Here is a 17533-nt window from a genome sequence, read left to right as displayed (position 1 = left end):
TTTGTATGCAAGAATGGAGTTGTTGCACGTGATCAAGAATAGGAAATGTAGATGAGCAGTCGCTCGGACACGGTTCGCGAAAAACTCGAACAGATGATCGTCGAGGGCGTCTTCCACAATGGCGAGCGGCTGGATGAGGTTAAACTCTCTCAGCGTTTCGACGTGTCTCGAACGCCTCTTCGCGAGGCATTTCAGGCGCTTGCCGCGTCCGGCCTCTTGAGCCTGGAGCCACGCCGCGGTGCGTTCGTCCGCCACCCCGCGTTCGAGGAACTGATCGAGATGTTCGAGGTGATGGCGGAAATGGAAGCCTTCTGCGGGCGGCTTGCCAGCCGTCGGATGACCCCGGTCCTGATTACGAGATTGTCCGAAACGGTCGCAACATGCGAGCAAGCCGTCGCGGACGACGACATCGACATCTACTATCGGGCCAACGAGACCTTCCATCACCTGGTCTACGAAGCGTCGGGCAATGCGTTTCTCGCCGGCGAGGCGGCGAGGCTCCACCGCCGGCTGAAGCCGTTCCGGCGCCTGCAATTGAAAGTGCGCGGGCGCATGGCGCAATCGCTGGCGGAACATCGCAGGATCCTCGATGCCCTCATCGACGGCGACGCCGAGATCGCATCGGAGACATTGCGCTCCCACGTCGCCGTGCAAGGAGGCAAATTCAACGATCTGATCGTCAACTACCGACGGGCCACGCAGCGGACGGAACCTGAAGTACCCCGATGAGGATCGCAAGCAATCGTATGCCTCGTCCGCACGCGCGGAGGTTATCCTCCTCGGCAGCGGGAAAGCGAACCCGCCACCAGTGTCCGCGTTGTGCTCCTCAGTCCATGCCCGCGGCTTAACCGAATGTTTCGACGGCGTGCCGCGAGAAAGATCGCGCGACCTTCGGGTGTGTCGATGTCGAGGTCTCCAAGGCGTTCGAGGGCAAGGCCAAGTGCCAGACCGACGCCAACCCCAATTCCGATATCATCCGTGCTCGAGCCGATGGCCGCGCCTGTTGCGATTCCAACCGCCATGCCGACGGCGACTTCCTTGTTCGCATATAGCGCCTTATCACTAGACCGTTTCAGTGATTGATGGAATCGATTTGGGATTCCGATTTGGTGTGTTTTGTGATTCAAGATGCTTGCTGGATTGGAGGCCAGCATCTGATGACGGCATCTCTTTCCAGGGATCTTCGTGAACGGGTTGTGACGGCGGTCGAGGCTGGCGAAAGCTGTCGCTCTGTGGCGGCCCGGTTCGGCATTGCGGCTTCGTCGGCGGTGAAGTGGTCGCAGCGCTTTCGCGCGAGCGGGTCGGTTGCGCCCGGCAAGATGGGCGGGCACCGCAAGCGCGTGCTGGAGCCGCACCGTGCGTTCATCATCGAGCGCATCAATCAGGAAGCGCATCTGTCGCTGCATCGACTGAAGGACGAACTGGCACTGCGTGGCGTGAAGGTCTCGCACGACACGGTGTGGCGCTTCCTTCGGCGCGAGGGGCTTCGGTTCAAAAAAAACGCTGTTCGCCCTTGAGCAGGCGCGCGCCGACATCGCGCGGCGGCGGCGGCGCTGGCGCGCTTGGCAGACCGGCCTCGATCCGCGCAAGCTGGTCTTCATCGACGAGACGTGGGTCAAGACCAACATGGCACCGCTCAGAGGATGGGGGCCTAAGGGCCAACGTCTGCGGGGCTTCGCCCCACACGGCCACTGGCGCACACTGACCTTCATCGGCGCGCTGCGGTGTGATCGTCTTACGGCGCCCTGCGTCTTCGACGGACCGATCAACGGCCAATGCTTCCGTGCCTATGTCGAGCAGCAACTCGTGCCCGTGCTCGAACCCGGAGACACCGTCGTCATGGACATGTGTGGACGCCCCCGTTGGCGCATGTGTGGACGCCCCCGTTGGCGCATGTGTGGACGCCCCCGTTGGCGCATGTGTGGACGCCCCCGTTGGCGCAAGAAGAATCTTTTGAAGAGTTCGGAGCGTGGTCTGGTGCTGACATGTGTCCGGCCTCTGATGCGGCCATCACATGCCGCGGGCCCGTATGGGAGTTCGCGGAGCGGGTCCAATTCAACCTCGCGCGCTCAAGGCGCGTATCCATGATCTGGTTTTCCCGATCCCGTCTCATTGACCGTTGCGCCATACTCTCCGTTTGACCTTCTCACACTTTGGCAGTCCGCTCGAGGGAGCGGACTATCCCGCCAAGGCCGGTACTCGGTAGGCCCCGCCCTTGGCCATCAAGGCCCATGCAATACGCGCCGTCTTGTTGGCCAAGGCGACGATCACCAGCATGGGCGGCTTGCGCTCAAGCATGCGCGAGAGCCAGGGATCCGCCGTAGAGCCCTTTCGCATGGCCCAGCGAACGGCAGCGCTAGCCCCGATGATCAGCAGCCGGCGCAGGGTTCGCTCGCCCATGCGGGACGTCTCTCCGAGCTTCTGTTTTCCACCTGAGGATCGTTGCAGCGGTGTGAGACCGAGCCATGCCGCGAAGTCGCGCCCCTTCTTGAAGGTTTGGGCCGAAGGGGCCAACGCAATAATAGCCGTCGCGGTAATCGGTCCGATACCAGGGATGGTCATCAATCGTCGGGCTTCTGCATCCTCCTTGGCGCGCCGCGCGACCTCCCGATCCAGCCGCGCCACCCTTTCGTCCAGGAATCGCAACTGCTCCACAAGCAGGCGCAGGATCGGTCGGGCCATCTCAGGGATGCCGGAGCGGTCGTCCTCTATCGCCGCCACGAGCTTGGCGACGTGAAAGAGGCCCTGCGCCGCTACCATCCCGAATTCGGCCAGATGGCCGCGGATCGCGTTGATGGTTTGGGTCCGCTGACGCACCACAAGATCGCGGGCACGAAACACAATCGCAGCAGCCTGCTGCTCCTCGCTCTTTACCGCCACGAACCTCATAGTCGGCCTCTGGGCTGCTTCGCAGATCGCTTCGGCGTCAGCAGCATCGTTCTTTTGCCGCTTCACGAAAGGCTTGACGTAATCTGGCGCAATGAGCCGCACTTCATGTCCCAGCTTTGCGATCTCGCGCCCCCAGTAGTGGCTGCTGGCGCAGGCCTCCATAGCGACGGTGCAAGCCGGCTGCGAAGCAAGAAATTTGAGCACCTGGTCGCGGCGCAGCTTCTTGCGGAAGAGCACAGCTCCTGATGCAGCCGCGCCGTGCACCTGGAGCACGTTCTTCGCCAGATCCAACCCGATTGTGCTAACTTTCAACATGGACGCCTCCGTTCAAGTGATGATCAACGACACCACTTTGGCACAGCGATGCCGTCAGGGGGCGTCCACCCCATCAATCTCGGTTCACACAAGTCGGTCGCCGTCGGCCAGATGATCCGCGCGGCCGGGGCCAGGCTCTGGTTCCTGCCGCCCTACTCCCCCGACCTCAATCCCATCGAGCAAGCCTTCGCCAAGATCAAACACTGGATGCGCCACGCCCAGAAACGAACGATCACCGACACATGGCGGCATCTCGGACATCTCGTCTCGACCATCGAGCCTGACGAATGCCGAAACTATCTCATCAATGCAGGCTACGCTTCCGTCAAAACCTGAAACGGTCTAGCCTAATTCTCGCTTGGCGGCTCTTGTGCACCGTCTTCGGGCGATACCGCTGGTGCGATGTCGGTTTGAGGTGGTTCCGCAGCGACCGATCCTTCAGCAGGAGCACCACCGGGACCGACTGCGCCTTCCACAGGCGGAGCCTCGACCGACACCCGGTCCGTTGGAATTGGCTCAGGCGTGACCGAGCCATCGGCGGCGGCCACCCGCCAGACGGTGTTGCCTGCGTCGTCAGCGATAAGAAGCGCACCGGTACCGTCGATCGCTAGCCCGACTGGCCGCCCCCTCGCCCTGTCGCCATCGAGAAACCCGGTCACCACGTCCTGCGCCGTTCCGGATGGTTTCCCATCTTCGAACGGGACGTAAATCACCTTGTAGCCGTTGAATGCGTTTCGGTTCCAGCTTCCGCGGTTACCGACAAAGGCACCGGCGCGAAATTCTTCCGGCATGGCGGAGTCGTTGGTGAAGGCCAGACCGAGCGCAGCCACGTGGCTGGACAAGGCATAGTCGGGCGATATCGCGGTTTCGACCAAATCTGGCCGAGGTGGGTGTACCCGCTCGTCGACGTGCTGACCGTAATAGCTCCATGGCCACCCGTAGAAGCCACCGTCTTGCACGGAGGTCATATAGTCCGGGACAAGGTCGGGGCCGAGTTCGTCACGCTCGTTGACAACGGTCCAAAGCTCTCCCGTTTCGGGATGGATGTTCAGCCCGTTGGGATTACGCAGTCCCGACGCGAACACCCTCGAGGCGCCTGTCTCTCTGTCGACCTGCCAGATCGCGGCGCGCCCTTTTTCGGCTTCGAGGCCACGTTCGCCAGCGTTCGAATTCGAGCCCACCGACGCGTAGAGGAAGCGAGCATCGGGGCTCAGAGCCAGATCCTTGGTCCAGTGATGATTGATCGGACCACCGGGAAGCGGCGTGAGGACGGAAGGTTCGGCAGTGATTTCCGTGTCGCCGAGTTGGTACGGATACGCGAGAATTGCATCGGCCGCCGCGACATAGAGCGTTCCGTCGTGCCATGCGACGCCAAACGGCGACGTCAGGCCAGTCAGAAGGTCGACGCGCTCATCGACTTCGCCATCTCGATTTGTGTCGCGCAGAAGCGTGATGAGGTTCGTTTCCTGCTCCTCGCCTCCGCTTCCCGCCGCCATCGCCATGATGTAGTCGCGGATGATGTCCTTGGGGCGATTGAGGGGCTTGCCGGGCGGCGCTTTGGACTGGACAACCAGTACATCACCGTTCGGCAACGTGTGAACCGTCCGTGGATTGGCCAGGTCCCGCGCATAGGGGGTAACGACAAGGCCGTCGGGAACGGTCGGCGTTTCTCCTTCCTGCCATCCCACCACCTCTGCAACCTTGAGGTCTGGCCAGAGGCTTTGCGTGGGTTCTGGAAGTACCGGATCAGGACCGATCTGCTGGGTTGTGTCGAAGTCTTCGGAGCCGCAGGCAACGAGAACGATGCAAACGCTCGCGAGTGTGGTTCCTCGAAGCAGCGAGTTCCTAAGCATGGCGCCCTCCCCTCCAGCCGAGCCACCCTGTGACAATCATCACGAGCACGGTCACGATCGATAAGATGAGGCCATATGGAACGACCGCAGTCCAACCGTCCGCCGTGTGGACGAAGCTATTGAGGGCTGCCAGGCACAAGACAACGACTCCACCGAGCACCGCGAGCCAAACAGGCCTCGTTCTGTAGAGAAGGTAGTCCAAAGCCCGCACGGCAGCGGCAAGGACGCCGAACACCAAGCCTGCCAGTAGCAGCCATTCCGAGAAATGTAGCCACATCAGGTTGGATGTCTGCCAATAGGCGATGTCGCTCAGAACGGTGAGGCTGAAGCAGGCAATGGGAAAGGCGACGAGAGCTAAATAGATCGAATGCACAGGCGAGGATGAATATCGCAATGTTTGGTATTCGGTCATAAATCTCTCGCCGCCTTGTGAATCTCGACACGAAATTCATACGATCGTCGAAGCTATTGGTTCCAAGGCGGTCGCGTTTTTTGGCAACGGCTCCGGAATTGAAGCCTCGCGCGCAAAGCCTGGCCAGTGTCTGCGCATCGCGGTGGTCGGTTTTCACACGATCATTCGGCCGATGCGGCACCTTCAGCGTCGCACCGTTCTTTCCGATGCTCGCCAGAGCCTTGGCGAGGGCCTATCTGCTTGCGCTTGCCAAATATCATGGAGGCCAACTCGCAACCTTTGACCGCAAATTATCGCCCGCAGCGAAAGGGCGGCAAGGCTATGCTCCATCTGATCCCGAGCAGGCAATCTTCCCGACGCGATACATTCGAAAGGAACCCCCGATCCCATCTCAAGCCGTTTCTCGCGCAAAAAGTGAACAAATCCGTCCAGGGGCTTCTTGTCGCCTCACATGGCTACTTAAGTTCGCCTTGGCCTGCGGATCGAGCGCACCCTGGGGATGATTCCATCCCCGCAGAAAAAGCGATCGCCGCCATCGGACTCGAGGCCCGTCACCCCGGTCCCTGCAGGCATATCCAATCGCTCCAGCACTTCACCGCTCGAAGGATCAATGCGGCGGACATCGCTTACGTTGTTCTCCCACGTACCATGCCAGAGCTCGCCGTTGACCCAGGTGACGCCGGTGACGAAGCGATCGGATTCGATCGTGCGCAACACCTTTCCCGTCTCGGGATCGATCTGATGGATCTTGCGTCCGCGATGTTGCCCGACCCAGAGCGAGCCTTCAGCCCAGGCAAGCCCGGAATCTCCACCATCGCCTGGCGCCGGGATCGTGGCGAGCACCTCGCCGGTCTTTGGATCGATCTTGCGGATCACCGCCTCCGCGATCTGGAACAAATGCTCGCCATCGAACGCCGTACCGGCATCGGCAGCAACATCGAGCGAGCACAATATCTCCCCGCTGTCCGGATCAAACGCGTCCAGCTTGGCACCTGTCGCCATCCAAACCTGGTGGCCGTCAAAGCTGACCCCATGGACGCGATCCACTCCAGGAAAGGGACCATACTCACGAATGATTTCGGCGGCTGTGTGTTTCATGTGCTCATCCTAGCCCACGACGCCGATGGCGGGGAGTAACAAGCTTGTCGGGAAACCCGGCACGCTCACGGCGATCCAACGGCGTGCGCGTCCCTGGCCAAACCATTCCGCCTTGCCGTTTTCCGCAAGTGTGTCGAGCGCGCGCTGCACCGTGCGCGGGCTGACGTCGAGCGCCAGCGCCAGCGCGGAGCTTGACCAGGCCTCGCCATCAGCGAGAAGTGCCAGCACTTCGCCATGCTCGTCTTCAACAGGCGGGGCAAGCACCGCGACCGCGCCGGGCCCATATGGTTCCAATACGAACCCTCGTTCGGTGGCGTGTATCTCCGCCAGGGGTCTGATCGCCTCGCGTAAGCGCCCGATCTCGACCCGCAGTCGCGCACGATGCGATTCATCTGCCTCCCGGGCGCGAAAGGCGCGGACGAGAAGCTCTTCCCGCGATGCATCTTCCGGCCAAGTTTCACCGAGCAGTCGGGCAAGTACGAATAGAACTGGGCGACTGGCCAGAGAAACGATGGTTGACTTGGCACGCACTGCATTCCGGCACGCATCAATGACGAGCGTATCCGATGCGATCAGCGCCTCGACCTCCTCAAGCCGAAGGAGCCGTTCCCGATCGCCCGCTACCAGCCGCGCGGCAGGCGCTTCGAAGGCCTGCACAGCCCGATCAACTTCAGCCTTTAATGCAGCATTGCCGATGGCGGCCGCGGCACTTTCTGCGCGAACGAGCGCCTCACGGGCCGATTTCGCGCGTATGCGGCGCATCGCAATGCCCGCGGCCACCAACTCGAAGCCCGCTCGCGATGTCATCGGCAACGCACCCACATCAAGTTCGTCGAGTATCCGCTCCGCCTCGTCGAGACGGCCGATCAACAGCAAGCGCCTTGCTGCGAGATAGCCGGCATGCGCGGCGTTCGCGAGGTCTCCAGACGCCTCCAGTGTCGACCGGGCAGCGCCGAGCCCCTCCATAGGCCGGCCGAGGTCGCGCGAGACCAATGCAATCTCGGCCTCGGCCACGTTGCATCGCGCATGCGCCATAGGCTCCCTGGAGCCGAAAGCGCGCGCCGCGTTTGCCAGCAGCTCTTTCGCACGCGCAAGGTCGCCGAGCTGCGCCATGGCGATGCCGCGCAGGGCAAGCGCCGGGGCATCGTCGCGTAAGGCGATGTACTTGAGCGCCGCGAGCGGATCGCCCGCCGCGAGCGCGCGCGCCGCGGCGGTAGTCAGAGCGTCCATTCAAATCCTGTCACACTTGTTACTCACGTTCTCCCGCTCGTCAGCAGTACATCTTTGTCAGGTTCAGCGCCGAAAAGTATCGGCGAAACTCAACTGGAAGTTCGAAATGACGACGACGTCCATACTAGCAAGAAAACGCCCTCCCGATACCCAGCAGTCACGCGATGCTGGAGGCTGGCTCGCTCTTGCAGCTTCGCCAACCTTCGCTTCGATGGCCTGGATTTCGACGAATGACATGCAAGCGATGATTTGCGCGTCGGGAACCGGCATTCTGCCGATCGGCGGCATGGTGTGGATGTACCTGCTGATGAGCTTTTTCCACCTGTCGCCCTGGCTGAAGCTCGCTTCCGCTCTCTCGCGACAATTCACTCGACCCAACCCGCAGGTTCAAGGGGACTGATCATGCATCCGACCATCGTTTCACGCGAAGACTGGCTTGCGGCGCGCAAGGCGCTTCTGGCCAAGGAGCTCGAGATGACCCATGCGCTCGACGCCCTGCGCGCCGAACGCCGGCGTCTTCCATGGTTCAAGATCGAAAAATCCTATGTCTTCGACGCCTCTGACGGCAAATGCACCTTGACTGACCTGTTCGGCGATCGCAGCCAGCTCGCCATCTATCACTTCATGCTCACGCCCGGCTCGGATCATATCTGCCCAGGCTGCTCGTATACGATGGATCACGTCGATGCGGCGCGGCAGCATTTCGAGCAGGCCGACCTGGCCTTCGCCGCGATATCACGGGCGCCGATCGCGCGGATCGAGCAGGTGAAGGCCCGGATGGGCTGGGCCTTTCGCTGGATCTCGTCCGGAGACGGCGACTTCAATTATGATTTCGGCGTGTCGTTTACCGAGGCAGATCGTGCCGCCGGCCGCGCGTTCTACAACTACGACAAGATCAGGATCCAAAAGTCCCCGGACATGTTCGGCGTCAGCGTCTTCATCAAGGACGAAGATGGCGACATCTACCATACCTATTCGACCTATCACCGCGGCACCGAACTGCTGATGGGCGCCTTCAACTGGCTCGATTTAACGCCCAGGGGCCGCAACGAGACCGGAGGCACCATGAGCTGGCTTCGTCTGCATGATGAGTACCCGCAAGCAGAATAGTTACGCGCGCCGCCAGCAGCCGCGGCAATCGAATTAGGAGGATAAGATGTCCCAAACTGTCCCCAAGAGCAGCGTATGGCCGATATCGACCTGGCTGTCAGTCGTTTCCCTTACCTTTGGGAGCTTTGCTCTGATCAGCAGCGAACTACTGCCCATGGCAGTACTCACGCCAATGGCCGCCGATCTCGGTGTTACGGAAGGCGCCGCCGGTCAGGCGGTGACCCTCACGGCGCTGTTTGCCGGCATCGCAGCGCCCACAGTGGCACTCATCATCGGCCGCCTGGATCGCAAGCTGATCAATCTGGCCCTCTGCGCCCTGGTGATCGCATCCAACATCGCGGTAGCCTTCACATCCGACTATTTCGTGCTGCTGGTCGCCCGCATGCTCCTGGGCGTGGCCATCGGCGGATTTTTTGCCCTGGCTGGCGCAACTGTCGTCCGGCTCGTCACCATGGAGGACATGGGCAAGGGCATGTCGATCGTCTTCATGGGGCTCTCGGCGGGGCTCGTTGTCGCTCCGGCGCTTGCCACCCTGATCGGAGAAGCGTTCGGCTGGCGAGCGGCATTCACGGCCGCGGCCGGGTGCGGTTTGCTCGCGCTGCTGTTGCAGATCGTCTGCTTGCCGAGCGTGCCGGCGACAAACGCAACGAGTCTTTCGAGCCTGTTCGGCCTGCTGAAACGGCGACCTGTGCGGGTGGGACTGGTCGTTGGACTGCTGTTCTTTGGAGGCGAAGTCAGCGGCTTCACCTTCATGCGGCCCTATCTGGAAACGAGTGGCAAGCTCGATCCAACTGCCATCGCCGCCGTTCTGTTGACCCTCGGCCTAGCCAGTCTGGCGGGGAGTGGAATCGCGGGCGTATTCGCCGATCGCATGTTGCGCGACGGTTTTGGCGCCACGTTCCTGGTTCTGGCGATCGCTACGGTCGGCCTGTTGACGCTCGACAGCGCTTACATTGCGATCCTCGTCTTCGCCGCCGCCTGGGGCATAGCCATAGGCGCGGGACCGGTGATGACCCAGACGTGGATGGGTCGCGCCGCGCCCGATCAGCTCGAGGGCGTGGGTGGGCTCTTTCTGGCCGTCATTCAGTTCGGCGTCACTCTGGGTGCCATCGCTGGCGGTATCGCTATGGATCTCGTTGGGACGAGCGCTCCACTCTATGTGACCGCGACCTGTGCCATTCTTGCGGCTGTACTCATCGCAACGCAACGGGGCCCCGATGGGGTTTCGCAGGATTCTGCTTCGGCTTTGGCCCCTGCCGAGTGAACATGGGTGCGGCGCCTACCGCGGCCGCACCCTTTCACTTCCATTCAGAACCAAGAGGAGACGATCATGCCCCAGAAGATGGACTATGCAGCCCCTGAAGTCGTCGATCGCGCCACATTCCAAGCAGAATTGGACGCATTGCGGGTTCGAGAGAAGGCACACATGAGAGAAGGCGACACGATCGCAGCGGCTCGTCGGCGGCTGCCGATGGTTAGAGTCGATGGCGCCACGCCGCTCATAGGCGAAAATGGAGCTACGACGCTGCTCGATGCCTTCGAGGGGCGCCAAATGCTCATCGCGTATTATTACATGTGGTTCGATGGCCAGCCGGCGCCCGAGCAATGCGAGGGCTGCACCTTCTTCACGACGCAGGTGCGCGAACTCTCCCATATTCACTCCCGCGACGTCACTTACGCCACTTTCTCCCAGGGGTCGTTTGAGGAGAGCTTGCGATACCGCGACTTCATGGGTTGGAAGATGCCCTGGTACTCGGCCCAAGATTCGCTCGGCACGCTGCTGGTCGGCCGCCGCATCGGAATGATGCACCTCGTTTGCTACTTGCGGCGCGGATCCGACGTGTTCGAGACCTATTGGACGACCCGGCGCGGCGTCGAGGCGATGGACAACAGTTACCGTCTGCTCGACCTGACCGTCTATGGGCGGCAGGAGGATTTTGAAGATTCGCCCGCCGGCTGGCCACAGCACTGGGGAGAAACCAACCATCCGTTTCGTCGCGATGGCCGGCCCATTTCTCAATGGCGTCGCTTGGAGTCGGGACATTCCGACAATTTGTGAGCGGACAACGGCTGACGTTGTTGCTTCAATGCGAGCAGCACCGAACAGACCACGTGAGATCTCGGCTCGAACGCACCTAACCTGGAGGATCGAGAACCATGACCACATCATCTGAAAATGACCGAGGAAACAAACTGGTCGGAATGCAGACTCCGCCAGTCGTGTCGGCTGAGGAGTGGAAGGCCGCATGGGAGGAGTTGCACGTGAAGGAAAAGGCGCATTCGCGGGCCCGCGACGCCCTGGCCGCCGAACGCCGGCGGATGCCTTGGCTGGCGGTCGAGAAGGATTACGCCTTTGAAGGGCCGAATGGCCGCGTGAGTCTGCTCGACCTATTCGATGGCCGCCGACAGTTGATCGTTTATCGCGCTTTCATGGAGCCCGGCGTCGGGCGCTGGCCGGAACGCGGCTGTATCGGCTGCTCCATGGTCGCCGATCAGGTCGCGCATCCGGCACATCTGGGCGCCCGCGACACCAGCCTCGCCTTCGTCTCGCGCGGGTCGCAAGACGACCTTCAGCGCCTAAAGGCAAAGATGGGCTGGGAACATATCCCGTGGTACACGTTGACGGACGATTTCGATGCCGACTTCGGCGTGGACGAATGGCACGGCACGAACGCGTTCATCCGTGACGGCGACGTCGTGTTCCGCACCGGCTTCATCAACGGCCGCGGCGACGAGCAAATGGGGAACACCTGGAACTACCTCGACATCACCGCACTTGGTCGCCAAGAGACGTGGGAAGACTCGGCCAAGGGCTATCCTCAGACCCCACCTTACGAATGGTGGATCTGGCATGACGATGCGATGACGGATCCTGATCGTGATAAAGTTTAGGTGGGTCGAGGCGTCAAATATCGGCGAGGGGGCGTTGCGGAACCGCAGTTTCGCCCTCTCCTTCCTCCTGATACATCCTGCACCACGACGCTCAGAAACAGGGGCCGTGCGATACGGATGAACGCGAAAGACGAAACCGATCAACGCCACGACGTACAGGTCGAGCTGATTGCCGTTGTAACCGCTATAATCGATGGTCAGCCAGTCGCTCTGACCATCAGCCGGGGAAGCGCGCTGCCATCGGGACCGTTCGAACTCGGGCACCGGTCGCTGCAGGCGGGATTGCGCAATTGGGTGGAACAGCAGACGGGCCATCCGTTGGGCTATGTCGAGCAACTCTACACCTTCGCCGACCGCGACCGCATGGCCGAAGACCATGCGCGCCGGGCGATCTCGATCAGCTATCTGGGCCTCACCCGCGACGAAAACACCGAGTACCAGTCGAAACGCGACTGGCGAAGCTGGTACGGCTATTTTCCGTGGGAAGACCACCGCACGGCGCAGCCGCCCGTGATCGAGCAGACCATCCTGCCGCGATTGAGGCATTGGGCCGACGAGGCCGGCGCGGGCAACCGTGAGGAACGCTGGCAACGTGTCGCGCTTTGCTTTGGGCTCGACGGGCGCGCCTGGAACGAGGAACTGGTACTGCAGCGCTATGAACTGCTCTATGAAGCGGGCCTGGTGCCTGAAGCGCGGCGGAACCGCGAGGCTGGTCGCGATGAAACGGTGCCGGGCAACCAGATGGCGGTCGACCATCGCCGCATCCTGGCGACCGGCATCGCCAGGCTCCGCACCAAGATCAAATATCGACCCGTGGTGTTCGAGGTGATGCCACCGGTCTTCACCCTGCTCCACCTGCAACGCGCCGTCGAGGCGCTCGCCGGCCGGCCGGTTCACAAGCAGAATTTCCGTCGCCTCATTGAGCAGCAGGAGTTGGTCGAGGAAACCGGCAAGACCACAGCCGAGACCGGCGGGCGCCCCGCCAAGCTGTTCCGCTTCCGCCCCGCCGTGCTGGTGGAACGAACTGTCGCAGGCACGAAATTGCCCATCGCTAAGGCTTGACTCTTCTTATGCTCAAAGTAAGCATATGCCTGTTTATACTCACTTTGAGCATATCAGGAGGTTTCCATGCTCGATGTACCGATGCCGGCAAGAACGCTCTATGACAGGGTAAAGCGCGTCATCCCTTCGATCGAATGGCCGGTCTTCGTCGACGACATCGAGGCGATCCTTGCGCTGAAGCGGCAGCGCAACGCCGTCATCCTGGCGCACAACTACCAGACGCCGGAAATCTTCCACTGCGTAGCAGACATCGTCGGCGACAGCCTAGCATTGGCTCGCAAGGCGGCCGATACCCGGGCCGACGTGATCGTTCTGGCCGGCGTACATTTCATGGCAGAGACGGCGAAGCTGCTCAATCCGGACAAGACAGTGCTGATCCCCGACCTCGAAGCCGGCTGCTCACTGGCCGAGTCCATCTCACCTGCGGACGTGCGCCTAATGCGGCGGCATTATCCTGATGTGCCGGTCGTCACCTACGTCAATACCTCCGCCGCCGTGAAGGCCGAATCCGACATATGCTGCACCTCGGGCAATGCAAAGGCAGTCGTCGAATCGCTCGGCGTATCCCGTGTCATGATGCTGCCTGACGAATATCTGGCGAGAAACATCGCCGCCGAGACGGATGTCGAGATCATTGCCTGGAAGGGGCATTGCGAGGTGCATGAGCGCTTCACGCCGGCCGACATCCGCGATCTGCGCGAGAACAATCCCGGTGTTGTCGTGCTCGCCCATCCCGAGTGCCCGCCAGAGGTGGTCGCCCTAGCCGATTTCTCCGGCTCCACAGCCGCCATGTCCGACTATGTGGGACGAGAAAAGCCCGGCCGCGTCGTGCTCCTGACCGAATGTTCGATGAGCGACAACGTTGCCGTCGCCCATCCAGAGGTCGATTTCGTGCGCCCCTGCAACCTTTGTCCGCACATGAAACGCATCACGCTTGCCAATATCCGATCCGCGCTCGAAGAGAACCGGCACGAAGTGACGATCGAGCCGGCACTGGCCGAGCCAGCGCGCCGCGCCGTCGAGCGGATGCTAGCTATATGAATCGGCACTTCGGCGCGCTCGCCGGTCAGCCGGTCATAATCGGCGGTGGCATCGCGGGACTCATGACGGCGCTCCATCTGGCGCCTGAGCCCGTCGTGCTCTTTTCCAAGGCGTCACTGGGGTTTCAGTCTTCCAGCCTGTTGGCGCAGGGCGGCATCGCTGCAAGCCTCGGACCAGACGATCATTCTTCGTTCCATGCCGTCGATACCATCGCAGCCGGCGACGGGCTCTGCGACGCCGAGGTCGTCGATCGCGTGACCGAGGCCGCCGCCGACGCGATCAATGCCTTGTCCAGCTTCGGTGCGCAGTTCGACCGCGATGACGACGGTAACCTGCGGCTCGGCCTGGAGGCGGCGCACAGCCGCCGGCGCATCGTGCACGCGGCTGGCGACGGCACCGGCCGCGAGCTGATCCGGACGTTGGTTGAAGCGGTGCGCAACACGCCATCGATCACCTCCATCGAGGGCGCGGATGCACGCCGCCTCGTCATGCATGACGGCGCGGTATCGGGACTTCTAGTCGCCGCTCCTGGGGATGCAGCCGTCCTGCCGACCAGTCGTGTCGTGATCGCAACCGGCGGCATCGGCGGGCTCTTTTTCGACACTACCAATCCGATGGGCTCATTCGGCCAGGGCCTCGCGCTGGCCGCGCGTGCCGGCGCGGTTCTGGCCGATTTGGAGTTCGTACAGTTCCATCCGACGGCGCTGGATACGCCATCGCGGCCAATGCCGCTCATCAGCGAGGCCGTCCGTGGTGAAGGCGCGATGCTGATCGACGAGACAGGCCGACGCTTCCTCGCCGATGTTTCGGGTGAGGAACTCGCACCGCGGGATATCGTTGCCCGGGCCGTGGCACAACATCTGGCCAAGGGACACCGTGTCTATCTCGACGCCCGTGATTGGCCGGTCCACGCCTTTGCCGACCGTTTTCCCGCCATCGACGCAGCCTGCAAGGCCGCGGGACTCGACCCCGCCTGTATGCCGATTCCGATCCTCCCGGCCGCGCATTATCACATGGGTGGGATCGCCGTCGACCTTGCCGGGCACAGTTCGGTGGCTGGTCTGTGGGCCTGCGGTGAAGCGGCGTGCACCGGCCTCCATGGCGCCAATCGGCTCGCCAGCAACTCGCTCCTGGAAGCCGCGGTCTTTGCCCGCGACGTAGCGCGCAGCGTTGCCGGTGCGCCGACGGGTCCGAACCATCTTTCGGTGCTAAACGATCTGCCCGCGCCGCGTGATCCTGCCTTGGTGCGCCCCATCGCCTCGGCGGCCCTCGGCCTCGAGCGCAGCGGCCGCGACATGGCACAAGCGTTGACCGCCCTCTTACCCATGGCCAGTAGCGACGGGCCCGAGGCCGATCCGGCAATGGTAGCCCTGATGATCGCAGTTGCCGCCTCACAACGTACCGAAAGCCGTGGCGCGCATTTCCGCGTCGACTTTCCGGCAAGAGCGGACGCGGCCGGCCGCTCACGCCTGACCATGGCGCATGCGCTGGAAGCCGCCGCCGATCTCGCCGCAGAACCCGTCCCTCCCCTCGAACGGACCGCCTGAGATGACACTGCCTCCCCTGCCCTCGATCATTATTGAACCCATCGTTCGGATCGCCCTTCTGGAGGATCTCGGCCGGGCCGGCGACCTGACGAGCGATGCGATCATCCCCCTCGATGCCGATGCCAGCATGACGCTCGTCGCCCGTCAGTTCGGCATCATCGCCGGGCTCGATGTCGCCGCGCTCGCATTCCGGCTGATCGACCCGGCGATCCGGCTGGAGGTGCATCGGACGAACGGCGACGCCGTCACGGCCGGCGAGACGATCGCCACTGTCAGCGGCTCGGCGCGCGGCCTACTCACCGCCGAGCGCACCGCGCTCAACTTCCTCTGCCACCTGAGCGGCATCGCGACAGCAACGGCGACACTGGTGCGAGCCGTGCGCGGGCACAAGTCCAGGATCGTCTGCACGCGCAAGACCACGCCCGGCTTGCGCGCGCTCGAGAAGCACGCCGTACGCGCGGGAGGCGGCTCCAACCACCGCTTCGGCCTCGACGACGCGATCCTGATTAAGGACAACCACATCGCAATCACGGGCGGGGTGGCTGCGGCGGTCGAGCGCGCGCGGGCCCATGCCAGTCACGTGGTGAAGATCGAGATCGAGGTCGACACGCTCGACCAGCTCGAGGAAGTTCTGACTTTCGGCGTCGACGCGGTCCTCCTCGACAATATGTCGCTCAACGATCTCGCTCGCGCGGTTCGGATGGTGGCTGGCCGTGCGATTACCGAGGCTTCCGGCGGTATCAACGCTGAAACCGCTGCCGCAATCGCGGCCACCGGCGTCGACCTGATCTCCGTCGGCTGGATCACCCACAGCGCGCCGATCCTCGACATCGGGCTGGACTTCATTGCGGGCCGATAGCCTCGTTGCGAGTTTATGACGACCGCACCTTTGTTTGCAGCTAAAACAACGACAGCAGACCTTGTAGAGCATTTGGGATGGATCGACGATGACGATCACCGTCTGCAACGTGCGTCGAGTAGACAGATGCGACTGCTACCTTCTGCATCGCGGGCGCGGCACCACCACCAGGCGACCGCTTTCGCGACGATCACTCGGCAAGACCATAATCCAGCATCTTTTCGGCTAAAAGCTCAATTCCATCGACGGTCCGCATACTTGGATTCATCGATTCTGCTCGCATAACGAAATACTGCCGGGCCTTTACCGCCGACATCTGGCTGGTAACCGGGTCGGAGGTCAGGAAGTCGATCTTCTTCTGGGGATCGTCCCCGACATTAAAGCGACGATCCATTCCAGCCAACACGATAACCGCAGGATTGGATTTGGCGAGCACTTCCCAACCCACCCATGGCCATTCCTCATCGGAAGTCACGACATTACGGGCATTCAGCTTCGATAGGATGTATTGCGGCGCCCCGTTGGTGCCGGCGACCGAGGCGTCCATGTCCATTTCAGGACTGGTAAACCAAACCAGCACCGGGATATCCCTTGCCTTTGCTACGCTCGCCACAGCTAGCGCCTCGCGTTCACGCAGGCCGGTAACCAGAGCTTTGCCGCGATCCTGGACATCAAATATCTGCGAAAGCTCTGTTATCGCCTGATAGACTTGATCCATCGTAAAGGGTTCGACGCGCCTTCCATTGCCGCCCGAGGAATTGTCTTTTCGCGTGCAGTCCATGGGCGCGATGTAAGTCTGGATGCCAACGTCGGCGAATTGTTCCCGCGTCCCCACTGCTCCCTGTGGTCCAACATGCCATTCGAATTCTGACAAAACCAAAGTAGGCTTGGAAGATATGACGCTTTCAAAACTGGGAGCCTCGTCGGCTATGCGTGGCACCGCGGCATTTGCCGCCGCATATTGTTCCTTGACTGGGCCGAGCCAGACCGCTGTCCCCACCATTCTGTCTCCGAGATCCAGCGCGTACAGAATCTCGTGCATGGCCTGCCCGAGTGACACCACCTTTTGTGGTGCTGCATCAAGCCTTAGCATCCGTCCGCAATTCTCAATCGTCATCGGATAGTTCGTAGACTGCGCCATGGCGACCGGGGTCAACAGAACGGATAGGACAAGACCGGCAAGAGCGGGCCGAATGTTCATGATGCATTCCTGGGACAGGTTGGA

General features: G+C 62.0%; 15 protein-coding genes and 4 pseudogenes. 13 read left to right on the top strand and 6 right to left on the bottom strand.

All coding sequences use genetic code 11. The features are described 5' to 3' along the window. Nucleotides 1-51 precede the first annotated feature (51 nt). Together XW59_RS23305 and XW59_RS23295 are read left to right on the top strand one after the other, a co-directional pair. Nucleotides 52-729 (top strand): GntR family transcriptional regulator, encoded by a 678-nt coding sequence (locus tag XW59_RS23305; RefSeq protein ID WP_047148107.1) that lies wholly within the window; start codon nucleotides 52-54, stop codon nucleotides 727-729. Nucleotides 730-1157: 428 nt separating this feature from the next. Beyond that, nucleotides 1158-1845: pseudogene (locus tag XW59_RS23295) on the top strand (IS630 family transposase); the annotation flags it as partial. Nucleotides 1846-2178: 333 nt separating this feature from the next. Here the strand turns inward: XW59_RS23295 and XW59_RS23290 are convergent. Beyond that, nucleotides 2179-3204 carry an IS110 family transposase gene (locus XW59_RS23290; protein ID WP_047148105.1) on the bottom strand — a complete coding sequence of 342 codons (1026 nt, stop codon included), beginning with the start codon at nucleotides 3202-3204 and terminating at the stop codon, nucleotides 2179-2181. Between the two features lie 75 nt (nucleotides 3205-3279). On the opposite strand from XW59_RS23290, the pseudogene XW59_RS23285 reads away from it, so the two are divergent. After that, a pseudogene (locus XW59_RS23285) lies at nucleotides 3280-3540 on the top strand (transposase); the annotation flags it as partial. 11 nt (nucleotides 3541-3551) lie between these two features. Here the strand turns inward: XW59_RS23285 and XW59_RS23280 are convergent. After that, a complete protein-coding gene (locus XW59_RS23280; RefSeq protein ID WP_047148103.1) occupies nucleotides 3552-5057 on the bottom strand; it encodes a sorbosone dehydrogenase family protein in 1506 nt (501 codons plus the stop codon). Next, nucleotides 5050-5469 carry a DUF2231 domain-containing protein gene (locus tag XW59_RS23275; RefSeq protein ID WP_047148102.1) on the bottom strand — a complete coding sequence of 140 codons (420 nt, stop codon included), beginning with the start codon at nucleotides 5467-5469 and terminating at the stop codon, nucleotides 5050-5052. Before XW59_RS23275 ends, XW59_RS23280 begins: the two co-directional genes overlap by 8 nt. Before the next feature lie 233 nt (nucleotides 5470-5702). Between XW59_RS23275 and XW59_RS29700 the strand changes: the two are divergent. Continuing rightward, nucleotides 5703-5820, top strand: a pseudogene (locus XW59_RS29700) (VapC toxin family PIN domain ribonuclease); the annotation flags it as partial. A 108-nt stretch (nucleotides 5821-5928) separates the two neighbouring features. Here XW59_RS29700 and XW59_RS23265 read toward each other — a convergent pair. Both XW59_RS23265 and XW59_RS23260 read right to left on the bottom strand, forming a co-directional pair. Continuing rightward, nucleotides 5929-6567: a PQQ-binding-like beta-propeller repeat protein gene (locus tag XW59_RS23265; protein WP_047148101.1), complete on the bottom strand. Its 639-nt coding sequence runs from the start codon at nucleotides 6565-6567 to the stop codon at nucleotides 5929-5931. Nucleotides 6568-6576: 9 nt separating this feature from the next. Continuing rightward, nucleotides 6577-7797: an HTH domain-containing protein gene (locus XW59_RS23260; RefSeq protein WP_047148100.1), complete on the bottom strand. Its 1221-nt coding sequence runs from the start codon at nucleotides 7795-7797 to the stop codon at nucleotides 6577-6579. A 106-nt stretch (nucleotides 7798-7903) separates the two neighbouring features. Between XW59_RS23260 and XW59_RS23255 the strand changes: the two genes are divergently transcribed. From XW59_RS23255 to nadC, 9 genes and pseudogenes are all read left to right on the top strand, one after another. Beyond that, entirely contained in the window at nucleotides 7904-8197 is a 294-nt protein-coding gene (locus XW59_RS23255) for a hypothetical protein (RefSeq protein ID WP_047148099.1), read from the top strand. A gap of 2 nt (nucleotides 8198-8199) precedes the next feature. Beyond that, nucleotides 8200-8907: a thioredoxin family protein gene (locus tag XW59_RS23250; RefSeq protein WP_047148098.1), complete on the top strand. Its 708-nt coding sequence runs from the start codon at nucleotides 8200-8202 to the stop codon at nucleotides 8905-8907. A gap of 46 nt (nucleotides 8908-8953) precedes the next feature. After that, a complete protein-coding gene (locus tag XW59_RS23245; RefSeq protein WP_047148097.1) occupies nucleotides 8954-10171 on the top strand; it encodes an MFS transporter in 1218 nt (405 codons plus the stop codon). A gap of 66 nt (nucleotides 10172-10237) precedes the next feature. Next, nucleotides 10238-10966, top strand: a complete 729-nt coding sequence (locus tag XW59_RS23240; RefSeq protein ID WP_047148096.1) for a DUF899 family protein — start codon at nucleotides 10238-10240, stop codon at nucleotides 10964-10966. Between the two features lie 98 nt (nucleotides 10967-11064). Continuing rightward, a pseudogene (locus XW59_RS23235) lies at nucleotides 11065-11920 on the top strand (DUF899 domain-containing protein). Further along, a complete protein-coding gene (locus tag XW59_RS23230) occupies nucleotides 11917-12861 on the top strand; it encodes a hypothetical protein (protein ID WP_137327082.1) in 945 nt (314 codons plus the stop codon). The pseudogene XW59_RS23235 and the gene XW59_RS23230 overlap by 4 nt, the downstream one beginning before the upstream one ends. A 66-nt stretch (nucleotides 12862-12927) precedes the next feature. Beyond that, a complete protein-coding gene (nadA, locus tag XW59_RS23225) occupies nucleotides 12928-13902 on the top strand; it encodes a quinolinate synthase NadA (protein ID WP_047148093.1) in 975 nt (324 codons plus the stop codon). Next, on the top strand, nucleotides 13899-15449 hold the full coding sequence (locus XW59_RS23220) for an L-aspartate oxidase (protein ID WP_047148092.1): 1551 nt from the start codon (nucleotides 13899-13901) through the stop codon (nucleotides 15447-15449). The genes nadA and XW59_RS23220 overlap by 4 nt, the downstream gene beginning before the upstream one ends. A gap of 1 nt (nucleotide 15450) precedes the next feature. Further along, nucleotides 15451-16308, top strand: a complete 858-nt coding sequence (nadC, locus tag XW59_RS23215) for a carboxylating nicotinate-nucleotide diphosphorylase (protein ID WP_047148252.1) — start codon at nucleotides 15451-15453, stop codon at nucleotides 16306-16308. A gap of 190 nt (nucleotides 16309-16498) precedes the next feature. Here the strand turns inward: nadC and XW59_RS23210 are convergent, their stop codons facing one another. Next, nucleotides 16499-17509 carry an ABC transporter substrate-binding protein gene (locus XW59_RS23210; RefSeq protein ID WP_052958419.1) on the bottom strand — a complete coding sequence of 337 codons (1011 nt, stop codon included), beginning with the start codon at nucleotides 17507-17509 and terminating at the stop codon, nucleotides 16499-16501. Nucleotides 17510-17533 lie beyond the last annotated feature (24 nt).

The sequence above is a fragment of the Aquamicrobium sp. LC103 genome, from assembly GCF_001014615.2.
Taxonomy (GTDB): Bacteria; Pseudomonadota; Alphaproteobacteria; order Rhizobiales; family Rhizobiaceae; genus LBCQ02.
This window is presented reverse-complemented; position numbering and strand designations above follow the sequence as displayed.

What these genes read in the sequence shown, in the direction of transcription:
- nadC (WP_047148252.1), top strand. Translation starts at nt 15,451, where the DNA reads ATGACACTGCCTCCCCTGCCCTCGATCATTATTGAACCCATCGTTCGG.
- XW59_RS23260 (WP_047148100.1), bottom strand. Translation starts at nt 7,797, where the DNA reads ATGGACGCTCTGACTACCGCCGCGGCGCGCGCGCTCGCGGCGGGCGAT.
- XW59_RS23290 (WP_047148105.1), bottom strand. Translation starts at nt 3,204, where the DNA reads ATGTTGAAAGTTAGCACAATCGGGTTGGATCTGGCGAAGAACGTGCTC.
- XW59_RS23220 (WP_047148092.1), top strand. Translation starts at nt 13,899, where the DNA reads ATGAATCGGCACTTCGGCGCGCTCGCCGGTCAGCCGGTCATAATCGGC.
- XW59_RS23280 (WP_047148103.1), bottom strand. Translation starts at nt 5,057, where the DNA reads ATGCTTAGGAACTCGCTGCTTCGAGGAACCACACTCGCGAGCGTTTGC.
- nadA (WP_047148093.1), top strand. Translation starts at nt 12,928, where the DNA reads ATGCTCGATGTACCGATGCCGGCAAGAACGCTCTATGACAGGGTAAAG.
- XW59_RS23250 (WP_047148098.1), top strand. Translation starts at nt 8,200, where the DNA reads ATGCATCCGACCATCGTTTCACGCGAAGACTGGCTTGCGGCGCGCAAG.
- XW59_RS23210 (WP_052958419.1), bottom strand. Translation starts at nt 17,509, where the DNA reads ATGAACATTCGGCCCGCTCTTGCCGGTCTTGTCCTATCCGTTCTGTTG.
- XW59_RS23230 (WP_137327082.1), top strand. Translation starts at nt 11,917, where the DNA reads ATGAACGCGAAAGACGAAACCGATCAACGCCACGACGTACAGGTCGAG.
- XW59_RS23240 (WP_047148096.1), top strand. Translation starts at nt 10,238, where the DNA reads ATGCCCCAGAAGATGGACTATGCAGCCCCTGAAGTCGTCGATCGCGCC.
- XW59_RS23275 (WP_047148102.1), bottom strand. Translation starts at nt 5,469, where the DNA reads ATGACCGAATACCAAACATTGCGATATTCATCCTCGCCTGTGCATTCG.
- XW59_RS23305 (WP_047148107.1), top strand. Translation starts at nt 52, where the DNA reads ATGAGCAGTCGCTCGGACACGGTTCGCGAAAAACTCGAACAGATGATC.
- XW59_RS23245 (WP_047148097.1), top strand. Translation starts at nt 8,954, where the DNA reads ATGTCCCAAACTGTCCCCAAGAGCAGCGTATGGCCGATATCGACCTGG.
- XW59_RS23265 (WP_047148101.1), bottom strand. Translation starts at nt 6,567, where the DNA reads ATGAAACACACAGCCGCCGAAATCATTCGTGAGTATGGTCCCTTTCCT.
- XW59_RS23255 (WP_047148099.1), top strand. Translation starts at nt 7,904, where the DNA reads ATGACGACGACGTCCATACTAGCAAGAAAACGCCCTCCCGATACCCAG.